19 protein-coding genes are annotated in these 24,556 nt (G+C 71.4%); 7 read left to right on the top strand and 12 right to left on the bottom strand.

The window, feature by feature from the left end:
- Positions 1-41: 41 nt before the first annotated feature.
- From ABT147_RS13490 to ABT147_RS13480, 3 genes are all read right to left on the bottom strand, one after another.
- A complete protein-coding gene (locus ABT147_RS13490; RefSeq protein WP_351405253.1) occupies positions 42-1,634 on the bottom strand; it encodes an APC family permease in 1,593 nt (530 codons plus the stop codon).
- Positions 1,635-1,795: 161 nt separating this feature from the next.
- Complete coding sequence (locus tag ABT147_RS13485) at positions 1,796-3,262, bottom strand: aldehyde dehydrogenase family protein (protein ID WP_351405251.1); 1,467 nt, start codon at positions 3,260-3,262, stop codon at positions 1,796-1,798.
- Positions 3,263-3,588: 326 nt separating this feature from the next.
- Positions 3,589-4,149, bottom strand: coding sequence for a hypothetical protein (locus ABT147_RS13480; RefSeq protein WP_351405608.1), 561 nt, complete (start codon positions 4,147-4,149; stop codon positions 3,589-3,591).
- Between the two features lie 420 nt (positions 4,150-4,569).
- On the opposite strand from ABT147_RS13480, the gene ABT147_RS13475 reads away from it, so the two are divergent.
- From ABT147_RS13475 to ABT147_RS13460, 4 genes are all read left to right on the top strand, one after another.
- Positions 4,570-7,446 carry a sensor histidine kinase gene (locus ABT147_RS13475; RefSeq protein ID WP_351405249.1) on the top strand — a complete coding sequence of 959 codons (2,877 nt, stop codon included), beginning with the start codon at positions 4,570-4,572 and terminating at the stop codon, positions 7,444-7,446.
- Complete coding sequence (locus ABT147_RS13470) at positions 7,443-7,880, top strand: roadblock/LC7 domain-containing protein (RefSeq protein ID WP_351405247.1); 438 nt, start codon at positions 7,443-7,445, stop codon at positions 7,878-7,880. The genes ABT147_RS13475 and ABT147_RS13470 overlap by 4 nt, the downstream gene beginning before the upstream one ends.
- 9 nt (positions 7,881-7,889) lie before the next feature.
- Complete coding sequence (locus ABT147_RS13465; RefSeq protein WP_351405245.1) at positions 7,890-8,285, top strand: DUF742 domain-containing protein; 396 nt, start codon at positions 7,890-7,892, stop codon at positions 8,283-8,285.
- 87 nt (positions 8,286-8,372) lie between these two features.
- Entirely contained in the window at positions 8,373-8,975 is a 603-nt protein-coding gene (locus tag ABT147_RS13460) for a GTP-binding protein (protein ID WP_351405242.1), read from the top strand.
- Positions 8,976-9,130: 155 nt separating this feature from the next.
- Here ABT147_RS13460 and glpK read toward each other — a convergent pair whose 3' ends face one another.
- The 5 genes from glpK to ABT147_RS13435 form a co-directional block, all read right to left on the bottom strand.
- Positions 9,131-10,651: a glycerol kinase GlpK gene (glpK, locus tag ABT147_RS13455; protein WP_351405240.1), complete on the bottom strand. Its 1,521-nt coding sequence runs from the start codon at positions 10,649-10,651 to the stop codon at positions 9,131-9,133.
- A 99-nt stretch (positions 10,652-10,750) separates the two neighbouring features.
- A complete protein-coding gene (locus ABT147_RS13450) occupies positions 10,751-11,536 on the bottom strand; it encodes an MIP/aquaporin family protein (RefSeq protein WP_351405238.1) in 786 nt (261 codons plus the stop codon).
- 553 nt (positions 11,537-12,089) lie between these two features.
- Positions 12,090-13,706 (bottom strand): EAL domain-containing protein, encoded by a 1,617-nt coding sequence (locus tag ABT147_RS13445; RefSeq protein WP_351405235.1) that lies wholly within the window; start codon positions 13,704-13,706, stop codon positions 12,090-12,092.
- Between the two features lie 115 nt (positions 13,707-13,821).
- Positions 13,822-15,012: a lipid-transfer protein gene (locus tag ABT147_RS13440; protein WP_351405233.1), complete on the bottom strand. Its 1,191-nt coding sequence runs from the start codon at positions 15,010-15,012 to the stop codon at positions 13,822-13,824.
- Positions 15,009-15,434 carry a Zn-ribbon domain-containing OB-fold protein gene (locus ABT147_RS13435; RefSeq protein WP_351405607.1) on the bottom strand — a complete coding sequence of 142 codons (426 nt, stop codon included), beginning with the start codon at positions 15,432-15,434 and terminating at the stop codon, positions 15,009-15,011. The genes ABT147_RS13440 and ABT147_RS13435 overlap by 4 nt, the downstream gene beginning before the upstream one ends.
- 343 nt (positions 15,435-15,777) lie before the next feature.
- On the opposite strand from ABT147_RS13435, the gene ABT147_RS13430 reads away from it, so the two are divergent.
- Positions 15,778-16,314 (top strand): NUDIX domain-containing protein, encoded by a 537-nt coding sequence (locus tag ABT147_RS13430; protein ID WP_351405231.1) that lies wholly within the window; start codon positions 15,778-15,780, stop codon positions 16,312-16,314.
- A gap of 29 nt (positions 16,315-16,343) precedes the next feature.
- Here the strand turns inward: ABT147_RS13430 and ABT147_RS13425 are convergent, their stop codons facing one another.
- Complete coding sequence (locus ABT147_RS13425; protein ID WP_351405229.1) at positions 16,344-18,710, bottom strand: glycoside hydrolase family 31 protein; 2,367 nt, start codon at positions 18,708-18,710, stop codon at positions 16,344-16,346.
- A gap of 216 nt (positions 18,711-18,926) precedes the next feature.
- Between ABT147_RS13425 and ABT147_RS13420 the strand changes: the two genes are divergently transcribed.
- Together ABT147_RS13420 and ABT147_RS13415 are read left to right on the top strand one after the other, a co-directional pair.
- Positions 18,927-20,894: an acetoacetate--CoA ligase gene (locus ABT147_RS13420; protein WP_351405226.1), complete on the top strand. Its 1,968-nt coding sequence runs from the start codon at positions 18,927-18,929 to the stop codon at positions 20,892-20,894.
- Between the two features lie 81 nt (positions 20,895-20,975).
- The gene (locus ABT147_RS13415; RefSeq protein ID WP_351405224.1) at positions 20,976-21,884 is read left to right on the top strand and encodes a DUF8829 domain-containing protein; all 909 of its coding nucleotides are present in this window, start codon (positions 20,976-20,978) and stop codon (positions 21,882-21,884) included.
- A 63-nt stretch (positions 21,885-21,947) separates the two neighbouring features.
- On the opposite strand, the gene ptsP is transcribed toward ABT147_RS13415, so the two are convergent.
- From ptsP to ABT147_RS13400, 3 genes are all read right to left on the bottom strand, one after another.
- Entirely contained in the window at positions 21,948-23,618 is a 1,671-nt protein-coding gene (gene ptsP, locus ABT147_RS13410) for a phosphoenolpyruvate--protein phosphotransferase (protein ID WP_351405222.1), read from the bottom strand.
- 79 nt (positions 23,619-23,697) lie between these two features.
- Positions 23,698-24,147, bottom strand: coding sequence for a PTS sugar transporter subunit IIA (locus ABT147_RS13405; protein ID WP_351405220.1), 450 nt, complete (start codon positions 24,145-24,147; stop codon positions 23,698-23,700).
- Positions 24,148-24,334: 187 nt separating this feature from the next.
- Positions 24,335-24,556, bottom strand: a 222-nt coding sequence (locus ABT147_RS13400; protein ID WP_351405218.1) for a hypothetical protein, incomplete at its 5' end; no start/stop codon positions are given.

Genomic DNA, 24,556 nt, shown 5'->3' with positions numbered 1-24,556 from the left:
TGTGGTGCTCTGCGATGCTGTGTCGGATGCTCGGGAGTCGGCTAGCGGTCGGCCGTCGGGGAGATGACGGGCGCGGCGGGCGGCGCCGGCGGCACCGTCCCGGTCTCGGCGGCCGCGCGGTGCTCGGCGAGCACGCCTGTCTTGTGCCGCTGGATGAACCAGTAGTAGGCGAAGCCGCCGCCGGCGATGATCCCGACGAAGAGGACCGCGCCCCACTGCAGATACCAGTGGAACGGGGCGGCCGCGTTGTAGACCGCGGCCCGCGGCCAGATCAGGTTGAGGGCCATGCCCCCGCCCCACAGCACGGCGAGGATGTTCACGGCGAGACCCCAGCGGCCCAGCGAGAACCGGCCGTCCCCGGCGGGCTGCCACTTGCCGCGCAGCCGGGCCACCAGCATCGGCACGGTGACGCCCAGGTAGGCCAGGTAGATCATGATGATGCCGATGCTGGTCACCACGGTGAAGATCTGCGGCTGACGGATGTTGACGACCAGGATGCCCAGGGCCAGGACCCCGATGATCACGGTCGGCAGTACCGGCGTCTGGAACTTCGGGTGGCACTTGGCCAGCTTCGAGGAGGCGGGCAGATTGTTGTCGCGGGCCATCGCGAACGCCAGCCGGACCGCCGCGGTGTGCACGGCCAGGGCGCAGACGGTCACCGCGATCAGGACGCACCACAGCATCGCCTTGCCGGCCGTCGGGCCGAGCACATTGAGCACGACGTACTGCAGCCCGTCCGTGGACAGCTGCTCGCCCTTCAGGCTGGAGACGCTCATCAGCGCCAGCAGCAGGATCAGGCCACCGAGGACGAAGGAGGCGACGATCGCCCGGATGATCGCGCGCGGCGCGTTCCGGGTCGGGTCCAGCGACTCCTCACCGAGCGAGGCGGCCGTGTCGAAGCCGTACATGACGTACGCCGACGCCAGCGAGGCCACGAGGAACGCGCCCAGGTATCCGTTGCCGTAGGAGGCGCCGGTGCCGTTGGTGTCGAGGACCACCTGCGGGCCGCGTGTGATGTGCACGGCGAACAGCACGATCAGTACGACGGTCGCGATCAGCTCGATGAACACGCCCGCCGTGTTGATCCGGGCCATCAGCTTGACGCCGAAGGCGTTCACCAGGGTGGTGAACAGGATCAGTACCGCGGCCAGGATGACCGCGTTGGTCGCCACGTCGTACTTGCCGGTGCCGTCCCCGACGATCTGGAACACGTCGGAGATCTGGGGCAGCGTCAGCTGGTAGGCCAGCGCGACCGCCGCGATCGACACGATGGAGGCGGTCAGCATCATCCAGCCGGCGAGCCAGCCCAGATGCGGATTGCCTATCTTCTTCGACCAGTTGTAGACCGAGCCCGCGACCGGGTAGCGGGCCGCCAGCTCGGCGAAGCAGAGCGCGACCATGAACTGGCCGACGAACACCATCGGCCACGACCACCAGTAGGCGGGGCCGCCACTGGCGAAGCCGAAGTAGAACAGCTGGAAGGTGCCGGTCAGGATCGAGATGTAGCTGATCCCGGCGGCGAAGGTGTGGAAGTTGCCCAGCGTGCGCTTGAGCTCGGGTTTGTAGCCGAACTCGGTGAGTTCGGTGTCGTCGGAGGTGTTCTTCGGTCCGGTGGGTTGCTCGATGGTCGTCATGAGCGGACTCCTGAGGGGCCTTGGGGAGGAGGGGAGCGGCTCTTGCGGGTGCCGGGACACGGGCGCCGGGGCGCGGGTGCCGAGACATGGTGCCGAGACTTCGTGCCGGGAGTGGTGAGGGAGATATGACTACGCCTCATATGGCCCGCGTCACAAGGACGCTAGGCGAACCAACCCTGCGGTGAGGGGTCCGTGTTCCGCCAGATGTGCTTCGCCTCGCGGTACTCGGCGAGCCCCGCCGGCCCGAGCTCACGGCCGAAGCCGGACTGCTTGACGCCGCCCCACTCGGCCTGCGGCACATACGGGTGGTAGTCGTTGATCCACACCGTGCCGATCCGCAGCCGGGCCGCGACCCGCTGGGCCCTGGCCTCGTCCGTCGTCCATACGGCACCGGCCAGACCGTAGATCGTGTCGTTGGCCAGCCGGACCGCCTCGTCCTCGGTGCTGAACCGTTCCACCGTCAGCACCGGCCCGAACGACTCGTCCTGGACCACGGACATCGTGCTCACGCACTCGTCCAGGACGGTCGGCAGATAGTAGAAGCCCTTGTCGTACGCGTCGCCGCCCGGCCGCTCGCCGCCGCAGCGCAGCACCGCGCCCTCGGCGATGCCCCGGGCGACGTACTCCTCGACCTTCGAGCGATGGGCCGCCGAGATCAGCGGCCCGGTCTGCGCCCGCTCGTCGAACGGGCCGCCGAGCCGGATCTCCTTGGCCCGGCGGACGACCTCGTCGACGAAACGGTCGTGCAGCGAGTCCTCCACCAGCAGGCGGGCGCCCGCCGAGCACACCTGCCCCGAGTGCAGGAAGACCGCGGTCAGCGCCATGTCGACGGCCGTGTCGAAGTCGGCGTCGGCGAAGACGATGTTCGGGTTCTTGCCGCCCAGCTCCAGGGCGACCTTCTTCACGCTCGCGGCGGCGTTGGCCATGAGCCGGCGACCGGTCTGCAGACCGCCGGTGAAGGACACCAGGTCCACGTCCGGGTGGTCGGAGAGCGGGGCGCCCGCCTCGGGGCCGGCACCGAGGACCAGGTTGGCCACGCCCGCAGGCACCCCGGCCTCCTCCAGGAGGCGCATCAGATGGATCGCGGTGTGCGGGGTCAGCTCGCTCGGCTTGAGCACGAAGGTGTTGCCTGCCGCGAGGGCCGGGGCGACCTTCCAGGCCGTCTGGAGGAGGGGGTAGTTCCACGGAGTGATCAGCGCGCACACCCCGACCGGCTCGTACACGACCCGGCTGTCGACGCCCGCCTGGCCGGTGTCGACGACCCGGCCCGTCTCGGCCGTGGCCGCCCGCCCGAAGTAGCGGAAGCAGTTCGCGATGTCGTCGATGTCGTACTCGCTCTCCACCAGCCGCTTGCCGGTGTCGAGGGACTCGGCGCGCGCGAGCGCGTCCTTGTCGCGTACGAGGAGGTCGGCCACCCGGAGCAGCAGGTCCCCGCGGTCGGCGGGCGAGGTGGTGGGCCAGGGGCCCTCGTCGAAGGCGCGGCGGGCGGCCGTGATCGCCTCCACGGTGTCCTTGCCGCCGGCCTCGTCGACGACCGCGACCAGGCTGCCGTCGGCGGGACAGCGGATCTCGCGGGTCCGCCCATCGAGCGCGGATCGCCATGCTCCGCCGATGAAAAGTTCGGGCATGTCTCTCGTTCCTCCTGGTCAGCGCCGTACGGCCGGCGCCCTCGCGGCTGGGCGCCTAACCGGAAGACCGCGTTCTATGCCAAAAAGGAGGCCGAATGTGACGGTCGACACGCCTGGTCGGAAGCCTGGACAACGAGGGAACCGCCCTCACCTGCTGCGGGAGCCACTCGCGAAAGATCCCGATGTGGTGCCCGGTGGACACCAGCACACCACCCTTCCGGTGCACCCGCGACGCCATGGCCCCCTGCGTACGTTCACAGGGGGGCGGGCGCCTGCGGGATGCTCGAGGGGCGGGCCATGGGTCATGAAGGCCCGCCCCCGGTGTCCTACGGGTGCGACAGCTGCCCGGCGCCGCCCCTGCGGCGTATCCGCTCCTGCGTGCGCTCCGCCGCCCGTACCTCGCGGCGGGCCCGGCGCCGTTCACGGCGCAGCGAGCGCGCCGTGCTGCTGGGGGCCGAGATCACGCCGTTGCGCTGGTTCCACACCTGGCGGGTCACCCAGACGTCCAGCGCGCCCCATGTCGCCGCGACCGTGCTCGCCACGCTGCTCAGCACCATGGGGAACGCCAGCCAGGAACCCGCCAGGGTGCACAGCAACGCCACCATCGCCTGAATCAGCGTCACCGCGATGATGAGGACCGCGCGCACCGCCGCCGTCCGCACCGGGTCGGGCAGCCGTCGCCTGCGCGCCGGCTCCTCGATCCACAACGGCCGGTAATACACCAGCTCTTCGTCGCCACGGGTGAAGATCTTCCGTTCTTTCACCTCTGCCACCACGACGCTTTCCCCCGTCAGGAGGCCGCGATCCCGTGCCTGAGCGCTCCGCGCCGCCACCTCGGGCGTCGCCGCTCCGTCCCCGGGCGCTACGCGCCGCTCCGCCGTGCCCATCAACTCGTCACTCCCCACCGCCGGTGGACCAACAGTCACCGGATCCTGAGACCCGGCCCCCCACTGGTGCCCGACTTCCTCCGGTTCACGCCGCCTGAAAGCGGCTTGCGGGACCTGTGGCCGATTCCGCCCCCAATTCCCGTACAGAAAGACGATCGACGTGCGTCGAAGATTCCCGCGGAACGAAAAAATCCGGCCAACTGGTCGACTTCGCCGACGGGATGCCATGGGTTCAAGTGCCTGACAGGGGGGGAGCAATCTCCCCCAAAGGGCGGACAACTCCCCATGTCCGGTTCGCCTCTGCCGGAGAGAGCGTCCGGTCGGCTCTTCGAGATACGTGTGAGTCGGTAGTAGGCTCACGCCGTTTGTTGACGCACATGTGTGCCCCCGGGCCTGGCGGGGGTCGAGCTGGGGGAGGCCATGCGCTTTCGCGGGAAATCGATCCGTCGGAAGATCGTGGCGCTCTTGCTCGTGCCCCTGGTGGCTCTGACGGGTGTCTGGACGTTCGCCACGGTGCTGACGGGCCGTGAGGCCGGCGACCTCTTCAGGGTGGCGGACATCGTCGAGCAGGTCGGCTTCCCCACCGAGGACACCATCCGTGTCCTCCAGCAGGAACGCCGCCAGACCCTCGTCTACCTCGCCGACCCCCGGGCCTCCGACGCGGTCGAGGCACTCGACCGCAGCCGCTCCGCCACGGACACCGCCGTCGAGGAGTTCCGCCGGCACGCCCAGGACTCCGAACTGCGGGACGAGATGGGCGAGGCCACCTCACTGCATCTCACCGCGATCCTGGACGCCCTCGACACCCTGCCCTCCCTGCGTGCGAGCGTCGAGAACGGCACCGTCACCGTCCCCCAGACCCTCGGCCACTACAACGAGCTCGTCGACCCCTGCTTCACCCTGCTGAGCAACCTCCCCGCGCTCGACAACGTGGAGATGGACAAGCAGGGCCGCGCCCTGGTCAACGTCAGCCGCGCCCGCGAACTCCTCTCCCGCGAGGACGCCCTGCTCAGCTCGGTGCTCGTGGCGAACCGGATCAGCCAGGAGGAGATCCGCGACTTCTCCGACCTCGTCGCCCAGCGCACCCTGATGTACGAGATCAGCCTGCCGCAGCTGCCCTCCGCCGAGCGCGACCGCTTCGACGGCTACTGGAAGAACGCGAGCTCCGCGCCCCTGCGTTCGGTCGAACAGGCCGTCATCGCCTCCGACCCCGGCAGGCCCACCGGGGTCACCGCGAAGAGCTGGGACACCTCGGTCGAGCCCGTGCTCGCCGACCTCCGCGACCTCAACGTCGAGGCGGGCGACCGCTATCAGGACCGAGTCCGCCCGCTGGCCACCAACGTCATCCTGAAGGCCGCCGTCGCCGGTGTCCTCGGCCTCTTCGCCCTGCTCGTCTCGCTCTTCATGTCCGTCCGCATCGGCCGCGTCCTCATCCGCGACCTGCGCCGCCTGCGCCAGGAGGCCCACGAGACCGCCGGCGTGCGGCTGCCGAGCGTGATGCGCAGGCTCGCCGCGGGCGAACAGGTCGACGTGGAGACCGAGGTGCCGCGCCTGGAGTACGACAAGAACGAGATCGGCGAGGTCAGCCAGGCCCTCAACACACTGCAGCGGGCGGCCGTCGAGGCCGCCGTCAAGCAGTCCGAACTGCGCAGCGGCATCTCCGAGGTGTTCGTCAACCTCGCCCGCCGCAGCCAGGTCCTGCTGCACAAGCAGCTCACCCTCCTCGACACCATGGAACGCCGGACCGAGGACACCGACGAACTCGCCGACCTGTTCCGCCTGGACCACCTGACGACCCGTATGCGGCGGCACGCCGAGGGCCTCGTCATCCTGTCCGGCGCGGCCCCGTCCCGGCAGTGGCGCAAGCCCATCCAGCTCATGGACGTCGTCCGCGCGGCCGTCGCCGAGGTCGAGGACTACGAGCGCATCGAGGTCCGCCGGCTGCCCCGGGTCGCCGTGACCGGCCCCGCGGTAGCCGACCTCACCCACCTCGTGGCCGAACTCCTGGAGAACGCCACGGTGTTCTCGCCCCCGCACACCGCCGTGCAGGTGCTCGGCGAGCGTGTCGCCAACGGCTTCACCCTGGAGATCCACGACCGGGGCCTCGGCATGTCGGCGGAGGCGCTCCTCGACGCCAACCTCAAGCTCGCCGAGACCCCCGACTTCGAGCTCTCCGACACCGACCGGCTCGGCCTCTTCGTGGTCAGCCGGCTCGCCCAGCGGCAGAAGGTCCGCGTCTCCCTCCAGCCCTCCCCGTACGGCGGCACCACCGCCGTGCTGTTCATCCCCGACGCCCTGCTCACCGACGACGTCCCCGACACCAACGGCATCGGCTTCCGCCTCGACCGCGCCCACCCCACCCGGGAGGCCCAGCTGGAGGACGAACGCAACGCGGCGCTCTCCCAGGTACCGGTCCGGCTCCCGGGGCTCTCCGCCGCCATCCTGGACGGCCCGGTGGAACTGGAGGCACCCGTCGACCTGGAGCGGCTGGACGGCTTCCCCGCCACCCTCGCCGACGAGGACGCCGAGCGGGGCGGACTGTTCCGGCCCCACCGCTCCCTCACCGGTGTCACCGACGAACAGCAGCGGCCGGCACACGACGGCGAAGGCAGGCAGGCCCCCCTCACCGACCCCGACCCGACGCTCGGGCCCGTACCGCTGCCGCAGCGCCGTACCCCGCATCTCGTCAGCTCGCACGGCCGTTCGGTGACCGGGGGAAGGGCGGGGCACACGGAGGACGAGCCCGAGCAGGGCCGTACGGCGGGCTCCGAAGGGGGCGCCGGCACCCGGCCGTTCACCGCCCTGCGCGGCGACCGGGCCGAAGCGCCGGCCCCCTCCGGAACGGACCGCACCGGCCCCGCCCCCCTCCCCGGGACGCACCGCGCCGGAGCCCTGCCCCTCGGCGGGTCCGAGGGCCCCTCCCTGCCCCAGCGCCGCCGTACGACCCCTGCGGGCGGCGCGGCCCCGACGACCTCGCAGTACGGGGCGGGCGAGCCCACCCCGCGCACGGACACGACGACCGACCAGGCAGAATCGGCTCCGAGCCCGCTGCCCCGCCGTGTCCGACAGGCCAACCTGGCACCGCAGTTGAAGGACGGCCCCGACCGGCGCGCCGAACGTGAGAGGTCCCGCCCCGAGGGGCGCCCGGACCTCGGCGAACGCGACGCCGACGAGGTACGCAGCCGTATGGCCTCGCTCCAACGGGGTTGGCGGCGCGGCCGCGAGGAGAACGCCGAGGGCGACGACGCCCCGGACGTCTCAGCACCACGAGCAACGATGGAGGGGGACGGTCGATGACCGCACCGAAGGCCGAAGGGCCCACCGCGACCGGCACGTCCGGGGAGCTGAACTGGCTCCTGGACGACCTGGTGCAGCGCGTCGCCAGCATCCGCAAGGCACTCGTGCTCTCCAGCGACGGACTGCCCACGGGCGTCTCCGAGGACCTCACCAGAGAGGACAGCGAGCACCTGGCCGCCGTCTCCTCCGGGTTCCACAGCCTCGCCAAGGGGGTCGGCCGTCACTTCGAGGCGGGCAGCGTCCGGCAGACCGTCGTCGAACTCGACGAGGCCTTCCTCTTCGTCACGGCCGCGGGCGACGGCAGCTGCCTGGCCGTCCTCGCCGACGCCGACGCCGACATCGGCCAGGTCGCCTACGAGATGACCCTCCTCGTCAAGCGGGTCGGCGTACATCTGGGCTCCGCCCCGCGCACCGATGTCCCCCACGGCGGGTAGTGGGATGGCATGAGCCGAGACGGTCAGGGAAGAAGCCACTGGTTCGACGACGAGGCCGGACCAGTGGTGCGTCCGTACGCGATGACACGCGGCCGGACCAACCACGCGATCCAGCACCGCCTCGACCTGATCGCCGTGGTCGTCACGGAACCGCACGTCGACGACCCGGAGGAGGATCACTCCCTCTCCCCTGAGCACGTCCGGATCGTCGAGTTCTGCCGTGACACCCCCCAGTCGGTGGCCGAACTGGCCGCCGACCTGGATCTGCCCGTCGGCGTCGTCCGTGTCCTCGTCGGAGACCTCGTCGACGAGGAACTCGTCCATGTGACGCGCCCCGTCCCGCCCGCCGAGCTGGTGGACGAGAGCATCCTGCGCGACGTGATCAACGGCCTCCGGGCGCTCTGAGCGGCACGGAGAGGTCATCGAAACCCCGGGCGGCGGACGGCTACGGCCCACCGTCGCGCGACAACCATCCAGCAGGAGAAGAGACCGATGATCCTCGGGCGCTCTGAGCGCGGCAAACCCCCGGTCGAGCCCGTCACGCTCAAGATCCTCGTGGCCGGCGGCTTCGGCGTGGGCAAGACGACCTGCGTCGGCGCGGTCAGCGAGATCAAGCCGCTGCGCACCGAGGAGGTGCTCACCGAGGCGGGCCGCCCGGTGGACGACATCAGCGGTGTGGAGAACAAGACGACCACCACCGTCGCCATGGACTTCGGGCGCATCACCCTGCGCGAGGACCTGGTGCTGTATCTGTTCGGCACTCCCGGACAGGACCGCTTCTGGTTCCTCTGGGACGAACTGGCCTCCGGCGCCCTGGGCGCCGTGGTGCTCGTCGACACCCGTCGTCTGGAGGACTGCTTCGCCGCCATCGACTACTTCGAGCGGCGCTCCATCCCCTTCGTGATCGGCGTCAACTGCTTCGACCACGCCGCACGTTACCCGGCCGAGACCATCCGCGGCGCCCTCGACCTCGACCCCGACGTGCCGGTCGTACTGTGCGACGCGCGCCAGCGGGACTCGGTCAAGGACGTCCTGGTCGCCGTCGTCCGGCACGCGATGGCGCACGCGGCGCGCCAGCCCGCCACCACCACCTGAGGCACGACCCGTACCCCCGCCGACAGGGGTACGAGCCGTGGCTTCATGACACGCGCGCGTGGGGGCTCGCCGTTCCACGTCCCCGTCCCACGTTCTCCGTGGACGGACGGATGGACGGACGGCCGGCCGGACGGACGCGCGCGTGGGCCCCGATCTCAGCTCGCGTCGTCCTCGTGCCAGCCGAGGCTCTTCTCCACCGCCTTGCGCCAGTTGCGGTACTCGCGGTCACGGACGGACGCCTCCATGGACGGCGTCCACTCGACGTCCTTGCGCCAGTGCGACTTCAGCTCGTCCAGGTCGTTCCACACCCCGGTCGCGAGCCCGGCCGCGTACGCGGCGCCCAGGCAGGTCGTCTCCGAGACCTGGGGCCGGATCACCGGCACGTCCAGGACGTCCGCCTGGTGCTGCATCAGCAGGTTGTTCTTCGTCATGCCGCCGTCGACCTTGAGGGTCGTGATCCGCACCCCGGAGTCCTGGAACATGGCGTCGACGACCTCACGCGTCTGCCAGCTCGTCGCCTCCAGCACCGCGCGCGCGAGATGCGCCTTGGTGACGTACCGCGTCAGCCCCGTGACGACCCCACGCGCGTCCGAGCGCCAGTAGGGGGCGAAAAGACCCGAGAACGCGGGCACGATGTACGCACCGCCGTTGTCCTCGACGCTCGCCGCCAGGGGCTCGATCTCGTCGGCGGTACGGATGATGCCGAGCTGGTCGCGGAACCACTGCACCAGGGCCCCCGTGATCGCGATCGACCCCTCCAGGCAGTACACCGGCGCCTCGCCGCCGATCTTGTACCCCATGGTCGTGAGCAGCCCGCTCTTCGACGGCACGGGCCGGCTTCCGGTGTTGAGCAGCAGGAAGCTGCCGGTGCCGTACGTGTTCTTCGCCGTGCCCACGTCGTAGCAGGCCTGGCCGAACACCGCCGCCTGCTGGTCGCCGAGCGCCGACGCGACGGGCACCCCGGCGAGCGGGCCCACGGCGGTGCCGTACACCTCGGCGGAGGACCTGATCTCCGGGAGGATCGCCTCCGGGACGTTCATCGCGGCGAGGATCGAGGCGTCCCACTGGAGGGTCTCCAGGTTCATCAGCATGGTGCGCCCGGCGTTGGTGACGTCGGTGACGTGCCGGCCGCCGTCCGTGCCGCCGGTCAGGTTCCAGATCAGCCAGGAGTCGATCGTGCCGAACGCGATCTCGCCGCGCTCGGCACGGGTCCTGAGGCCGGGCACGTTGTCGAGCAGCCAGGTGGCCTTCGGGCCGGAGAAGTAGCTGGCCAGCGGCAGACCGGTCTGCTCACGGAACCGATCCTGTCCGTCCGCGCCGCCGAGTTCGTTGCAGAGCGCCGAGGTACGGGTGTCCTGCCAGACGATCGCGTTGTGCACGGGCTTGCCGGTGGCGCGGTCCCACAGGACCGTCGTCTCGCGCTGGTTGGTGATGCCGAGCGCGCTGATCTGGTCCGCGCGCAGGCCCGCCTTGGCGATCGCCCCGGCGACCACCGCCTGCACCTTCGACCAGATCTCGGTGGCGTCGTGCTCCACCCACCCCGGCTTGGGGAAGATCTGGCGGTGCTCCCGCTGGTCGACCGCGACGATGGCGCCGCCGTGGTCGAAGACGATGCAGCGGCTCGAAGTGGTGCCCTGGTCGATGGCGGCGACGTACTTCTGGGCGTTGTCCGGCATGACATCCCCTCACGTCTTACGTCGATTCACGTGTTGCGTCGGTCGCGTCGTCGGCAGGCCGTTTCAGAAGGCCGCAGAAGGCCGCGTCAGAAGGCTGAGTCAGAAGGCCGCGCCGTAGACGAGGCCCGCGAGGGCGCCGCCCACCAGGGGGCCGACGACCGGGATCCAGGCGTAACCCCAGTCCGAGGTGCCCTTGTTCGGGATCGGCAGGAAGGTGTGCACGATGCGCGGGCCGAGGTCACGGGCCGGGTTGATCGCGTAGCCGGTGGGCCCGCCGAGGGAGAGACCGATGCCGACGACCAGGAAGGACACCAGCAGGACCGAGATGCCGGAGCCGTAGATCCCGGCCTCTTCGCCGGGGATCTGGCCGATGCCGATGCCCGTGTTCCGCCCGAAGGCGAGGATCGGCAGGACCAGGGCGATCGTCGCGACGATCTCCGTGATCAGATTGGCGACCGGGTTCCGGATCTCCGGGATGGTGGAGAAGATCCCGAGGGTCGGCGTCGGCTCGTGCGCCGTGCCCTCGGTGATGCCCTCCTCGCGGACGTTCGCCCGGAACTGCGCGAGATACACCAGGTAGGCGAGGACGGCGCCGAGCATCGCGCCGACCATCTGGCCGAGCAGATACACCCACACGGTGTCCCAGGTCTCCGTGTCGACCGCGATCCCTATCGTCACCGCCGGATTGAGGTGCCCGCCCGAGAGGGGAGCGGCGGTGTAGGCCCCCGCCAGTACGGCGAAGCCCCAGCCGAACGCGATGACGATCCAGCCCGATGCCCTCGCCTTCGAGAACCTGAGAGTGACGGCGGCGCACACACCGGCGCCGAAGAGAATCAGGATCGCCGTACCGATGACCTCACCGACGAATATGTCTCCGTTGCTCATGGCGGCTCCTTGGCCCCGGCCCGGAGCGATCGACCCCGGACCTTGCGTGCAGGGTGCGTTCCCATGGCTACGTCAGCCGAGGGCAGGGAGGTCCCGCGCCCCGCCCGGCGTCCGTGACGAGCGTGCCGTCGCAGCCGAATCGCCCGTGGTGGATGGCCCGTTGCGCGGGCGGGAAGCCCGAGCGGCGCTGTGCGCAAAGACGCCCGAATGCGGCGATGCCGACCGACACCGGAAGTGTTCACCGGCACCCAGGGGGCGTCAAGAACAAGGACGACAACGGTTGAGGGCGGCTACGGGGCGCACACACCCGCGCGGACCACACGTCCCCTTCGTCCGCGCCGGGCTGACCGCACGTCCCCTTCGCCCGGACGGGGCCGGCCGCCCCCTCCGCCCAGGCCGCTCCGCCCAGACCTCCCCGCCCTGCCCTTGCCTCCCCGGGCCTCGGCTCCTCCGCCCCGCGCCAGCGCCGCGCCGCGCTCCCGCCCTGCCTCGTCCACCGTCGCGGTGCCGGCTCCCCGCCCTACCCCGCCACCGCCGCGGTGCCGCTCCCGCCCTACCCCGCCGCCACGGCGTCCGTTCCTCGCCGGACCTCGTGCCCCGGGGCTCCGGCCCGTCCCAGCACCCAACTGGCCCCGCCCAGTGCCTTGGCCGCCTTCTTCAGCGGCGCCAGACACGCAGCTGCCTGCCGGTGGTCGGTGACGCTGCCGGGCACGCACACGACCGTGGCCAGCGACAGCGTCACGGCGAGCCCGTCGGCGGACCAGGGCGTGTCGAGCATCGCCTCGGCCAGCGGATCGAGCCCCTCCGGTTCGGCGAGGAACAGGAAGTCGTCACCGCCGATGTGCCCCACCCGGGTCGCACCCGTCGCGGTGTGCTGCAACACCCGCCCCACCGAACGGATCAGCTCGTCCCCGGCCGCGAACCCCGCCCCGTCGTTGACCTTTTTGAAGTGATCGACGTCCAGCCAGCTCAGCGCGAACACCCGGCCGTCCGCGATCCACCGGTCCACCTCCCCGGTCACGGCGTCCGAACCGGGCAGCCGCGTCAGCGGATTGAGCCCCGCCGCCTCCTCGACCCGGCTCTCCGCGAGCGCCCGCAGCAGATCCGCCAGCCGTACGACACCCACGCACCGCCCGCGCCGGTCGACGACCGCGACATCGTCGGACGTACGGTCCCGGTCCCCGACCGCCACCACGTCGAGCACCTCCCACGCCGTGGCGTCGACCCCGACCGTACGCGGCGGATCACCGAGCCTGGCGGCCGGCCGGTCGGCGTACAGCGCGTGCCCGTAGCGGGCCGACAGCGACAGCAGGAACCGCGACCGGTGCACCGACCGCACCGGCCGCCCCGAGCCGTCCACGAGCAGCACCCCGGAGACCTCGGGCGCGCCGGTGAGCAACGCCCGGACCTCGCCCGCCGAAGCCGTCACCGGCAGCAGCGCGGCCGGCCGCAGGAACTGCCGCACCGAAGGCCCCGAGGCGGGAGCCGAGACCCCGGGGGAGAGCGGCGGAACGTACACCTCGGCCGTGGGCAGCCGCGCGGGCGGCGCGAACAACTCGCCCTGCGCCAACTGCGCGCCCGCCGCCACCGCGGCCGCGCACTGCGTCTCCGTCTCGACCCCCTCGACCGACAGCAGCGCGCCCACCTGATCGCACAGCGTCCGCATCGCCCGTACGGCCGCGGGCCGCGCCAGCAGCGACGCGTCCAGCTTCACCAGGTCGGGCCCCAGATCCACCAGCAACCGCAGGGGCACGTCACCGTCGCCGACCCCGTCCGCACAGATCCCGAAGCCTTCGCCCCGGAGCACGGCGACCGCCTCCAGCAGCGCCGGTCGCGGCACATGCGTGTACGGCGGCACGACGTCGACGGTCACCTCCCACGGCAGGCGGCCCGCCTCCCGTACGGCGTCCCGCAGCGCGGCCAGCCCGCCCAGGTCGGCGAGGGTCGCGGCGAAGACGTTCACATGCAGCGGCAGCAGCGTCTCGCGGCGGGCCGCCGCCCGGATCGCCGACGCGGCCAGCCTGCCGTCGAGTTCGGGGTCACGGCGGGCCTCCGCCAGGACGTCACCGGCCTCCGGACGCGCGAGTATCTCCAGTGCCGCGACCCCTCCGGTCGTCAGGTTGACGACCGGCTGGAAGGCGAAGCGAAGCGTGTCCGACCAGGAGTGCACGGGAGCATGATGGCGCCGCCGAGGCGACCCGGAACGCGATTCATGAGCTGTTCACGCAGCATTCCGAGGCCGTCACAGGGCGTGCGCACACCTGCCCGAGAACACCGAACGCCGGTCATCGAACGGCGATCACCGCCGACCCGTGCCCGAACAGCCCCTGATTGGCGCTGATACCCACCCGCGCCCCCTCGACCTGCCGGTCGGTAGCCTCGCCCCGCAACTGCCACACCAACTCGCACACCTGGGCGATCGCCTGCGCCGGAACCGCCTCCCCGAAGGAGGCCAGGCCCCCGCTGGCGTTCACCGGTATGCGCCCGCCCAGCGCCGTCGCACCGTCCCGCAGCAGCTTCGCGGCCTCGCCCTCCCCGCACAGCCCGAGGTCCTCGTACCACTGCAGCTCCAGCGCCGTGGACAGGTCGTAGACCTCGGCGAACGAGAGCTCACCGGGCCCGACGCCCGCCTCCTCGTACGCCGCCCGCGCGATCGACGCCCGGAACGTCTCCTCCGGCGGCGCCACCGCGACCGCCGAATCCGTGGCGATGTCCGGCAGGTCCAGCACCGTGTTGGGATAGCGGGGCGTCACCGTCGACACCGCCCGTATCCGCACGGGGTCGGCCACGCCGTGCCGCCGCGCGAACTCCATGCTGGACAGCACCAGCGCCGCGCCCCCGTCCGAGGTCGCGCAGATGTCCAGCAGCCGCAGCGGATCGGCGACGACGGCGGAGGCCGCGACCTCCTCCGCGGTGACCCGCTTGCGGTAGCGCGCGTACGGATTGAGCGCCCCCAGCGCGGAGTTCTTCACCTTGACCCGCGCGAAGTCCTCCGGAGTGTCCCCGTGCACCGCCATCCGCCGCCGCGCGTACAGCCCGAAGTACGTCGGATTGGTGGCCCCGAGGACCCGGAAGCGCAGCCAGTCCGGATCGTCCGCCCGGTCCCCGCCGGCCGGCCGGAAGAACCCCTTCGGGGCCGAGTCCGCGCCCACGACGAGCACCACGTCCGCCAGGCCCGCGAGGATCTGGGCGCGCGCGGTGCCGACCGCCTGCGCCCCGGACGCGCACGCCGCGTACACGCTGGTGACCCGGGCCCCCTGCCAGCCCAGCGCCTTCGCGAAGGTCGCCCCCGCCACATAGCCCGGATAGCCGCCACGCACCGTGTCCGCGCCGACGACCGAGCCGACCTCCCGCCAGTCGACCCCCGCGTCGGCCAGCGCCGCGCGCGCAGCCGCCGTCCCGTACTCGACGAAACTCCGTCCCCACTTGCCCCACGGATGCATGCCCGCGCCCAGTACCGCCACCTCGCCCGTCATGCCCTCACCCCCGTCGGCCGCCAGTGCCAGGTCGTCCAGGTCGTCTCCGCGTCCTCGTTCAGCACACCGGGGACGACCTCCACCTCCATGCCCACCGCCAGATCGGCGACGGTGACCCCGGGAACCGCCTGTCCCAGCACCACAAGGCGCTCCGCGGGCAGTTCCACAGCGATCAACGCGTACGGCTCCCACGGAAGTTCCGGATCGGACACGTAGGGTGACGGAGGCCGGTACCGGCCGTCGGTGTACGACCACACACGGCCCCGGCGCGACAGCGGCACCTCGCGCAGCTCACCACCCGGACAGCCCGGGTTGCGGCAGAGGGCGTCCTCACGCGGGAAGAACACCGAGGCGCACGCCGAACAGCGTGTACCGAGCAGCCGGAACGCCTCGCCCTCCCCGGTGAACCAGCCGGCGACCACAGGTGTGCGACTTCGCGACAAAGTCCCTCCCGGGGAGCAGATCCGATGCGCGGCCGACGCGTATGCGACGCGTATGCGGTGCGTATGCGATGTGGATCCGACGCGGACCGGCTACGAATCTGATGGATCGTCAGTTGTCGGAAGTCTCCCACGGACATTCCGAATTGGGCAGGCCGCGGGAGAACCAGCCAGCCCCTTTCGGCGTCGCAGTATCGGGAGGGCCGGCCGGGGCCCACGGGGGTGGTTCCGGCCGGCCCTCCCGCGTACCCGCCGGCTCGGGCGGCATGGCGCAATGAGCCGCCCCGGCAGGACGACGAGCAGATGATCGGATACAGTCCGCCGCGTGTCCGTAAATCAACACCCACCCGCCAACTCCGCACCGGACTCGCATTGTTCGAGATGCGGAGCGCCCTACGGAGAGGGCGTTTCCGGCTGGCCCCGCACCTGCGAGGCCTGCCGCACAGTGGCCTACCGCAATCCGCTCCCCGTCGCGGTTGCCCTCCAGCCCGTGTACGACACCAAGGGCACAGCCCTCGTCGTGATCACACGGACCATCGCCCCCGCGCGCGGGGGCACCGCCCTCCCCGGCGGCTTCATCGACCACCGGGAGGACTGGAAGCACGCCGTCGCCCGTGAACTCAAGGAGGAGACGGGTATCTGCGTGGCTGACCGCGACGTACGCCTCGCCGACGCCATGAGCTCACCCGACGGCCATCTGCTGCTGTTCGGACTGCTCCCTGAGCGACCGGCCGCGACCCTGCCGGAGTCCGTCGGCACGGACGAGACGGAGGGCTGGCACCTGCTGCGCAGACCCACCGAACTCGCCTTCCCCCTGCACACCCTGGCCGTCCAGGCGTTCTTCGAAGGCCGCTACATCTGAGCCGAAACCCCGTCCGAGCCGAACCCGGCTCACTCCCGGTCGAGCCCGCGCACCCTCACGGGATACGAAGGCTCGACCGGACCGTCGTCCCCGTCCCGCTCCACGACCACACGCGGCCCCTCCCAGCGCGCCGTGTACCGCTCGACCTCAGGCTCGTCCCAGCCGTCGCCCGCGTCCGGCACCACGAGCCCGCCCCCCGCCCGCCCGCGCGCGGGTGCCCACACCTCCAGCTCCAGGCCGCCGTCGGCGCCCCGGACCGGCAACACGGCACCCGCGCGCGCGAGCACCGGGATACGCGACAGAGGCGCCTCCAGCAGCACCTGCCCCGGCCCCTCGTACGCCTGTCCGGTCACCGTGTCGTACCAGCGCCCCCGCGGCAGCTGCACCGCGCGCCGGTCCGCGCCCGGGTCCAGCACCGGCGCCACCAGCAGACAGTCACCCAGCAGGAACGCGTCCTCGCAGTCGCGCAGCGTCCGGTCCTCGGGCGCGCCCCACCACAGCGGACGCACATAGGGCGCCCCCGTACGACGCGCCAGATGGGCCAGCGTCATGAAGTACGGCAGCAGCCGCCGCCGCTCGACGAGCGCCACGCGCGCGTGCCCGACGATCTCCTCCCCGAACTCCCACGGCTCCCGGCGCCCCGCCCGCAGACTCGCGTGCGTACGGAACAGCGGCAGATACGCGCCGAGCTGGAACCACCGCAGATACAGCTCCGGCGACGGACTCCCGTCGAACCCGCCCACATCCGGCCCCGAGTACGGCACCCCGCACAGCCCCAGCCCCAGCACCAGCGCGAGCGACGCCCGCAGCCCGGGCCAGCCCGTCGCCACGTCCCCGGACCACGTGCCCCCGTAGCGCTGCATACCGGCCCACCCGGAGCGCGAGAACACGAACGGCCGCTCCTCGGGCACCAGCCCGCGCAGCCCCTCGTACCCGGCGCGGGCCATGCACAGCGCGTACACGTTGTGCGCCTCGCGATGATCGCCGCCCCGGCCCTCCAGATCGTGCCGCACCGACCGGGGCAGCGTGTTCTCGCCGAACGCCGTGAACGACGTCGGCTCGTTCATGTCGTGCCAGAACCCGGCGAAGCCCTGCGCCAGCCGCTCCTCGTACAGACCGCCCCACCACGCGCGCGTACGCGCACGCGTGAAGTCCGGGAAGACCGACTCCCCGGGCCACACGAGGCCCTCCACGACCTCCCCGGCGGCGTCCCGCACGAACGCGTCCTCGGCCGTCCCGCTGTCGAACACCGCGTCGCCCGGCTCCGCTTTGACCGCCGCGTCCACGATCGACACCATCCGGATCCCGTCCCGCCGCAACTCGTCCGCGAGATCGGGCAGCTTCGGGAAGTTCCGCGTGTCCACCGTGAACACCCGATGGGCGTCGTAGTGGTCGATGTCCAGGTGGACCGCGTCGAGCGGCAGACCGTGCTCCCGGTAGCCCGCGACGATCCGCCGCACCTCCCGCTCACTGCCGAAGCCCCACCGCGCGTGATGATGCCCCAGTGCCCACGCGGGCGGCAGCGCCGGAGCGCCCGTGAGCGCGGCCCAGGCGTGCAGCACGCGCGCGGGGGTGCCCACGATCACCCAGCAGCGCAGCGGCCCGCCGTCCATCCGCACCTCGGACGTCCCCGCCCGGTCGTGCCCCGACCCGGCCCCCTCCTCGCCCTCCCGCAGCGTCACCGAGCCGTCCCACGTGGTGTCGTGGAACACCAGATGCGTGGCCGCGTCCGCCACCACCATCTGCACCGGCATCGTGATGTACAGCGGATCGTCGCCGGGCGCGAACGTGTGCCCGGGATCCGTGTTCCACAGCCGATACGTTCCGCCACGCAACCGGGGCCCGGCCGCCCGGCCGCCCAGACCGAAGAACCGCGCGTCCGCCGGCACCTCGGAACGCTGCACCCACCGCGCCTCGCCCCCACCGACCGGCTCCCACCACCGGGGTGGCAGATCACGCCGCAGGGTCACTCCACCGGGCGTACGCACCTCCACGGCGCCATGCCGCGACACGACCACCGTCACCCGCTCGGCCACGACCCGCCAGCCGCCGTCCTTGTCCGGCTCCAGAAGGGCCCGCGGATCCGGCTCCGGGCACCGGCCCGCGAGCGCGTACGACGGCTGCGGCCCGGCCCCGTCCCAGCCCCAGAAGACCGCCCCGTTCACATCCACGGTGACCCGCAGCGCGGACCGGCCGAACCGGACGATCCCGCCCCCGGGGGCCGGCTCCACATCCACCACCGGCCCGGGCACCCGGGCCCGCTCCGCGCCCCGCGCCGGCAACCCGGCGGCGTCGGCACGCCTCCTGCGCCACGCGGCCCGTACGGTGCGCAGCCCCTGAGCCGCCCCCGCCGAACCGAACGCCTTCACCGAACGCACCAGGTCACGACCGTCCATGGCGCTCACCCTGCCATTGACCGGGCCATTCGTGTGAGCCGTTCAACTTCCGTTCACCCGTGGTGACAGCACATCTTCACGTCGCCGTCCATCTGCGGCTCACCCTGGTGCGGAAGTCGATCACATGGCATCGTCCGTGTCAGCCGCGTCACGCGCACACCCCTGCCCGTGCGCGCGCCCGACGCACACCACGCGCACAGTCCCGGGAGCCGCCCCATGACCCCAGCGAACCCCTCGCCGCTCTGGCAGCCCGACGCGGAACGCGTCGCCCGGGCCCAGGTCACCAAGTTCCAGGCCTGGGCCGCGCAGCACCACGGAGCCCCCGCCGAGGGCGGATACCCGGCCCTGCACCGCTGGTCCGTCGACGAACTCGAGACGTTCTGGAAGGCCGTCACGGAGTGGTTCGACGTACGGTTCTCCACCCCCTACGCGCGCGTGCTCGGCGACCGCGCCATGCCCGGCGCCCAGTGGTTCCCCGGAGCCACCCTCAACTACGCCGAACACGCCCTCCGCGCCGCCGACACCCGCGCCGACGAACCGGCCCTGCTCCACGTCGACGAGACCCACGAACAGCGCCCCGTCACCTGGTCCGAACTGCGCCGCCAGGTCGGCTCCCTCGCCGCCGAACTGCGCGCCCTCGGCGTACGCCCCGGCGACCGCGTCAGCGGCTACCTCCCGAACATCCCCCAGGCCGTCGTCGCCCTCCTCGCCACGGCCGCCGTCGGCGGCGTCTGGACCTCCTGCGCCCCGGACTTCGGCGCCCGCAGCGTCCTCGACCGCTTCCAACAGGTCGAACCCGTAGTCCTGTTCACCGTCGACGGCTACCGCTACGGCGGCAAGGAACACGACCGCCGCGACATCGTCGCCGAACTCCGCCGCGAACTGCCCACCCTGCGCGCCGTCGTCCACATCCCCGTCCTCGGCACCGAACCCCCCGAGGGCGCCCTGGAGTGGTCCGCCCTGACCTCCGCGGACGTCGCACCGACCTTCGAACAGGTCCCGTTCGACCACCCGCTGTGGGTGCTCTACTCCTCCGGCACCACCGGCCTCCCCAAGGCCATCGTCCAGTCCCAGGGCGGCATCCTCGTCGAACACCTCAAACAACTCGGCCTGCACTGCGACCTCGGCCCCGAGGACCGTTTCTTCTGGTACACCTCCACCGGCTGGATGATGTGGAACTTCCTCGTCTCCGGCCTCCTCACCGGCACCACGGTCGTCCTGTACGACGGCAGCCCGGGCTACCCCGACACCGGCGCCCAGTGGGCCGTCGCCGAACGCACCGGCGCCACCCTCTTCGGCACCTCCGCCGCCTACGTCATGGCCTGCCGCAAGGCCGACATCCACCCCGGCCGCGACTACGACCTCTCCCGCGTCCAGTGCGTCGGAACCACCGGCTCCCCGCTCCCGCCCGACGGCTTCCGCTGGCTCCACGACGAAGTCCGCGAGGACCTCTGGATCGCCTCCGTCAGCGGCGGCACCGACGTGTGCTCCTGCTTCGCCGGAGCCGTCCCCACGCTGCCGGTCCACATCGGCGAACTCCAGGCCCCCAGCCTCGGCACCGACCTCCAGTCCTGGGACCCCAGCGGCAAACCCCTCGTCGACGAGGTCGGCGAACTCGTCGTCACCAACCCCATGCCGTCCATGCCGATCCACTTCTGGAACGACCCCGACGGCACCCGCTACCACGACAGTTACTTCGACACCTACCCCGGCGTCTGGCGCCACGGCGACTGGATCACCCTCACCTCCCGAGGATCCGTCGTGATCCACGGCCGCTCCGACTCCACGCTCAACCGCCAGGGCGTCCGCATGGGTTCGGCCGACATCTACGAAGCCGTCGAACGCCTCCCCGAGATCAAGGAATCCCTCGTCATCGGCATCGAACAGCCCGACGGCGGCTACTGGATGCCCCTCTTCGTCCAACTCGCCCCGGGCGCCACCCTCGACGAGGCCCTCCTCGACCGCATCAAGCGGACCATCCGCGAGAACCTGTCACCACGCCACGTCCCCGACGAGGTCATCGAGGTCCCCGGCGTCCCCCACACCCTCACCGGCAAACGCATCGAAGTCCCCGTCAAACGCCTCCTCCAGGGCACTCCCCTGGAAAAGGCGGTCAACCCCGGCTCCATCGACAACCTCGACCTCCTGCGCTTCTACGAGGCCCTGGCCCGCGACCGCGCCTGACCACCCTCGGCCGAAGGGCGTTGTCAGTGGTGCCGGTTACTGTGAGTGAGCATTGATCGACTGCTCGCACAGGGGGAAGACATGGCACACACCAGCCACCAGAGCATGCGAAGGGTCCTGCGCCGCGAGATCGCGGGCACCATCGGCCTGCTGGCCGACGAGCACGACTTCACCGCGATGCGGCGCTACCGCACCTTCACCTTCGACGACCACACGACCTACCTCCGCCAAGTGGAAGCCCTGCTCAGCACCCTCGCCGCGCAGGGCAACCACACCACGGTCGCCCTCTTCGACCCGGAGGAGTACGCCGAGTTCTGCGCCGACACCGGCCTCGAACCGGACACCCCGTCCAGCCGCACCCGCTTCACCGCCGAACTGTCCGCCACGGGAGCCGCCGTGCCGTACGAGGGCCAGCCCCTCGCCGAGCTCGTCCCCGAACTGATCGACGAAGCCGTCCGCCTCGCCACCTGGGAGTACGCCACCACACTCCTCGCCCAGATCGGCGAGTGCGCCTCCTGCGGCGAGGACATCGGACGCGCCGCCTTCGCCCGCGCCATGCATCTGCTCAGGCGCATCCTCGACACCGCGGCCCCCGGCGAACGCCACCTCGTGTGCAGCGTCTCGGCCAAGCCCCAAGCACTGTCCGCCGTCCTCCACGCCGACCAGAACGACGAAGGCGCCACCCGGCTCGACGAGTCCGAAGCCCTGGAGTTCGCCACGGTCCTGGCCCTCGGCCTCGCCACCCGAAGCCCCGGCGGACTCGTCATGCGCACCACCACCCCGGACACGACCGACCGCGTCTACGGCTGGCGCCTGCGCGGCGACGGCCTCGCCCCCCTCACCGCGGGCGAGGTCTTCGACGCCTACTGCACCGACATGGAATCCGGAGACCTCGTCTCCCCGGAGTCCGGCGTCGACTACTGCACCCCACCCGACCTCGGGGACGACATCGAGGGGGCGGGCCCGGCCACGGACGGACACACCCACTGAACGGGCGAGGGGCGCCCCACCCGGAAGTGGAGCGCCCCTCGACGCCGACCGATCGCCGCGCGACTACTCGCCCGACAACACCGCCTGCGCCGCGCCACGAGCCTCCTCGGCCGTGTCCGCCGCACGCGCGGCGGCCGCGGCACGCTCGCACTGCGCCAGCGTGTACTTCGCCAATGTCCCCCGCACATACGGAATCGACGCCGCACCCATCGAGAGGGAGGTGACACCCAGACCGGTCAGCACACACGCGAGCAGCGGATCCGACGCCGCCTCGCCGCAGACCCCACAGCTCTTGCCCTCGGCCTTCGCCGCCTCGGCGGACAGCGCGACCAGGTCGAGCAGCGCGGGCTGCCACGGGTCCTGCAGCCGGGACACCGCACCCACCTGCCGGTCGGCCGCGAACGTGTACTGCGCGAGGTCGTTGGTCCCCAGCGACAGGAACTCGACCTCCTGCAGGATCGACCGCGCCCGCAGCGCCGCCGACGGAATCTCCACCATGGCACCGAACTTGGCCCGCAACCCCGCCTCACGACACGCGTCGGCGAACGCCTTGGCGTCCGTGCGGTCCGCGACCATCGGCGCCATGACCTCGAGGTGGACCGGCAGCCCCTCGGCGGCCTTGGCGAGCGCCGTCAGCTGTGTCCGCAGCACCTCGGGGTGGTCGAGCAGCGTCCGCAGCCCCCGCACACCGAGCGCCGGGTTCGGCTCGTCGGCCGGGCTCAGGAACTCCAGCGGCTTGTCGGCGCCGGCGTCGAGCACCCGCACGACCACCCGCCCCTCGGGGAAGGCCTCCAGCACCTGCCGGTACGCCTCGATCTGCTTCTCCTCGGAAGGCGCCGACTTGCTGTCGTCCAGGAAGAGGAACTCGGTACGGAACAGCCCGACACCCTCGGCCCCGGCCTCCACGGCCGCCGGCAGGTCGGCGGGACCGCCCACATTGGCCAGCAGCGGAACCTTGTGCCCGTCGGAGGTCGCCCCCGGCCCGCTCGAAGCCGCGAGCGCGGCCTTCCGCGCCGCCGCGGCGGCTTCCAGCTCCGCCTTCTTCTCCGCACTCGGGTTCACGAAGATCTCACCGGTACTGCCGTCCACGGCGATGACCGTGCCCTCGGCGATCTCCTGGGCCCCCGGCAGCGCCACCACGGCCGGCACCCCGAGCGCCCGCGCCAGAATCGCGCTGTGACTGGTCGGCCCGCCCTCCTCGGTGACGAAACCGAGCACGAGCGTCGGGTCGAGCAGCGCGGTGTCCGCGGGCGCCAGATCACGGGCGATGAGGACATACGGCTCGTCGCTGTCCGGCACACCCGGCATGGGAACCCCGAGCAGCCGGGCGACGATACGATTCCGCACATCGTCGAGGTCGGCCACGCGACCGGCGAGGTACTCGCCGGCTCCCGCCAGCAGCGCGCGGTACGCGGCGAAGGCGTCGTAGACGGCACGCTCCGCCGTGCTCCCCACGGCGATACGGCGCTCGACATCCGCCATCAGTTCGGGGTCCTGGGCCATCAGGGCCTGGGCCTCCAGCACGGCCTGGGCCTCGCCGCCGGCGAGGTTGCCGCGCGCGGTCAGATCGGCGGCCACCGCGTCCACGGCCTTACGGGCGCGACCCTGTTCACGCTCCGCGTCCTCCGCCGGGATCTGCTTGGCGGGCGGCTCCAGCACCGCCGTTCCCATGTGCCGAACCTCGCCGATCGCCACACCGTGGCTCACACCGACGCCTCGCAGCGTTGTCTCCATCTCACCTGTCTCCGAACTAGTGCGGCGGGTCCCGCCGCCGCGGTGGTTGTGGAACGTGCCGTCCGGTACGGCCCTGAGGTCACTGCCAGCCGAAGAGCGTCTCGCCGGTCTTCACTTCGCCGTCCTCGCGGAGCTCGGAGAGGGAGTCGGCCGTGGCCTCCAGGGCCACGACGGGGCAGACCGGGGACTTGCCGGCGGCCTCGACGGCAGCGGGGTTCCAGCGCACGACGGCCTGACCTCGCTGCACGGTGTCACCCTTGTTGACGAGCAGCTCGAAGCCCTCGCCGTTCAGCTGCACGGTGTCGATACCGAGGTGGGTCAGCACCCCGTGGCCCTCACCGTCGACCACGACGAACGCGTGCGGGTGCAGGGAGACGATGACTCCGTCGACCGGGGCGACGGCTTCCCCTGCCTCACGCACGGGGTCGATCGCCGTGCCGGGGCCGACCATCGCCCCCGAGAAGACGGGGTCCGGTACGGCGGCCAGTCCGATGGCGCGTCCTGCAAGAGGGGACGTCACGGTGGTCATGTGGGAAGCCTCCAGGGTGGAGAGTCAGATGAAGTACCCGTTCCGCACGATAGCTCCGCATTAGAGGTCTAGACCACCCCGGCAAGCGATTTGCACCGGCTCCGCGGCCCGCTGTACAGTCGTACTCCTGCCTGGGGGTCAGCGGCACCTTGTGTCCGAGCCCGGCAGCATCAAACTCGCTCAGATCCTATCTCGGGGTCACCTTCTGCATGCCTGCAGGGTGGTGGTCAGGGGGCCGGAAAATCACTGATAGAGTTTGGAACACCGAAGGGAAGCGCCCGGAGGAAAGCCCAAGGAAATCTTGGGTGAGTACGAAGGAAGCGTCCGTTCCTTGAGAACTCAACAGCGTGCCAAAAATCAACGCCAGATATGTTGATACCCCGTTCCCGGCCGGGTCATCCGGTTTGGG

Source organism: Streptomyces sp. NPDC001868 (assembly GCF_040297125.1).
Lineage (GTDB): Bacteria > Actinomycetota > Actinomycetes > Streptomycetales > Streptomycetaceae > Streptomyces.
Note: the sequence above shows the minus strand (reverse complement) of the source record. Positions and strands in the feature narration are given on the sequence as shown.

Bases quoted from the DNA above. Each gene is read 5' to 3' on its own strand.
- ABT147_RS13485 (WP_351405251.1), bottom strand. From the start codon at position 3,262: ATGCCCGAACTTTTCATCGGCGGAGCATGGCGATCCGCGCTCGATGGG.
- ABT147_RS13470 (WP_351405247.1), top strand. From the start codon at position 7,443: ATGACCGCACCGAAGGCCGAAGGGCCCACCGCGACCGGCACGTCCGGG.
- ABT147_RS13450 (WP_351405238.1), bottom strand. From the start codon at position 11,536: ATGAGCAACGGAGACATATTCGTCGGTGAGGTCATCGGTACGGCGATC.
- ABT147_RS13480 (WP_351405608.1), bottom strand. From the start codon at position 4,149: ATGGGCACGGCGGAGCGGCGCGTAGCGCCCGGGGACGGAGCGGCGACG.
- ABT147_RS13415 (WP_351405224.1), top strand. From the start codon at position 20,976: ATGGCACACACCAGCCACCAGAGCATGCGAAGGGTCCTGCGCCGCGAG.
- ABT147_RS13420 (WP_351405226.1), top strand. From the start codon at position 18,927: ATGACCCCAGCGAACCCCTCGCCGCTCTGGCAGCCCGACGCGGAACGC.
- ABT147_RS13465 (WP_351405245.1), top strand. From the start codon at position 7,890: ATGAGCCGAGACGGTCAGGGAAGAAGCCACTGGTTCGACGACGAGGCC.
- ABT147_RS13405 (WP_351405220.1), bottom strand. From the start codon at position 24,147: ATGACCACCGTGACGTCCCCTCTTGCAGGACGCGCCATCGGACTGGCC.
- ABT147_RS13440 (WP_351405233.1), bottom strand. From the start codon at position 15,012: ATGACGGGCGAGGTGGCGGTACTGGGCGCGGGCATGCATCCGTGGGGC.
- ABT147_RS13475 (WP_351405249.1), top strand. From the start codon at position 4,570: ATGCGCTTTCGCGGGAAATCGATCCGTCGGAAGATCGTGGCGCTCTTG.
- ABT147_RS13460 (WP_351405242.1), top strand. From the start codon at position 8,373: ATGATCCTCGGGCGCTCTGAGCGCGGCAAACCCCCGGTCGAGCCCGTC.
- ptsP (WP_351405222.1), bottom strand. From the start codon at position 23,618: ATGGAGACAACGCTGCGAGGCGTCGGTGTGAGCCACGGTGTGGCGATC.
- ABT147_RS13425 (WP_351405229.1), bottom strand. From the start codon at position 18,710: ATGGACGGTCGTGACCTGGTGCGTTCGGTGAAGGCGTTCGGTTCGGCG.
- ABT147_RS13490 (WP_351405253.1), bottom strand. From the start codon at position 1,634: ATGACGACCATCGAGCAACCCACCGGACCGAAGAACACCTCCGACGAC.
- glpK (WP_351405240.1), bottom strand. From the start codon at position 10,651: ATGCCGGACAACGCCCAGAAGTACGTCGCCGCCATCGACCAGGGCACC.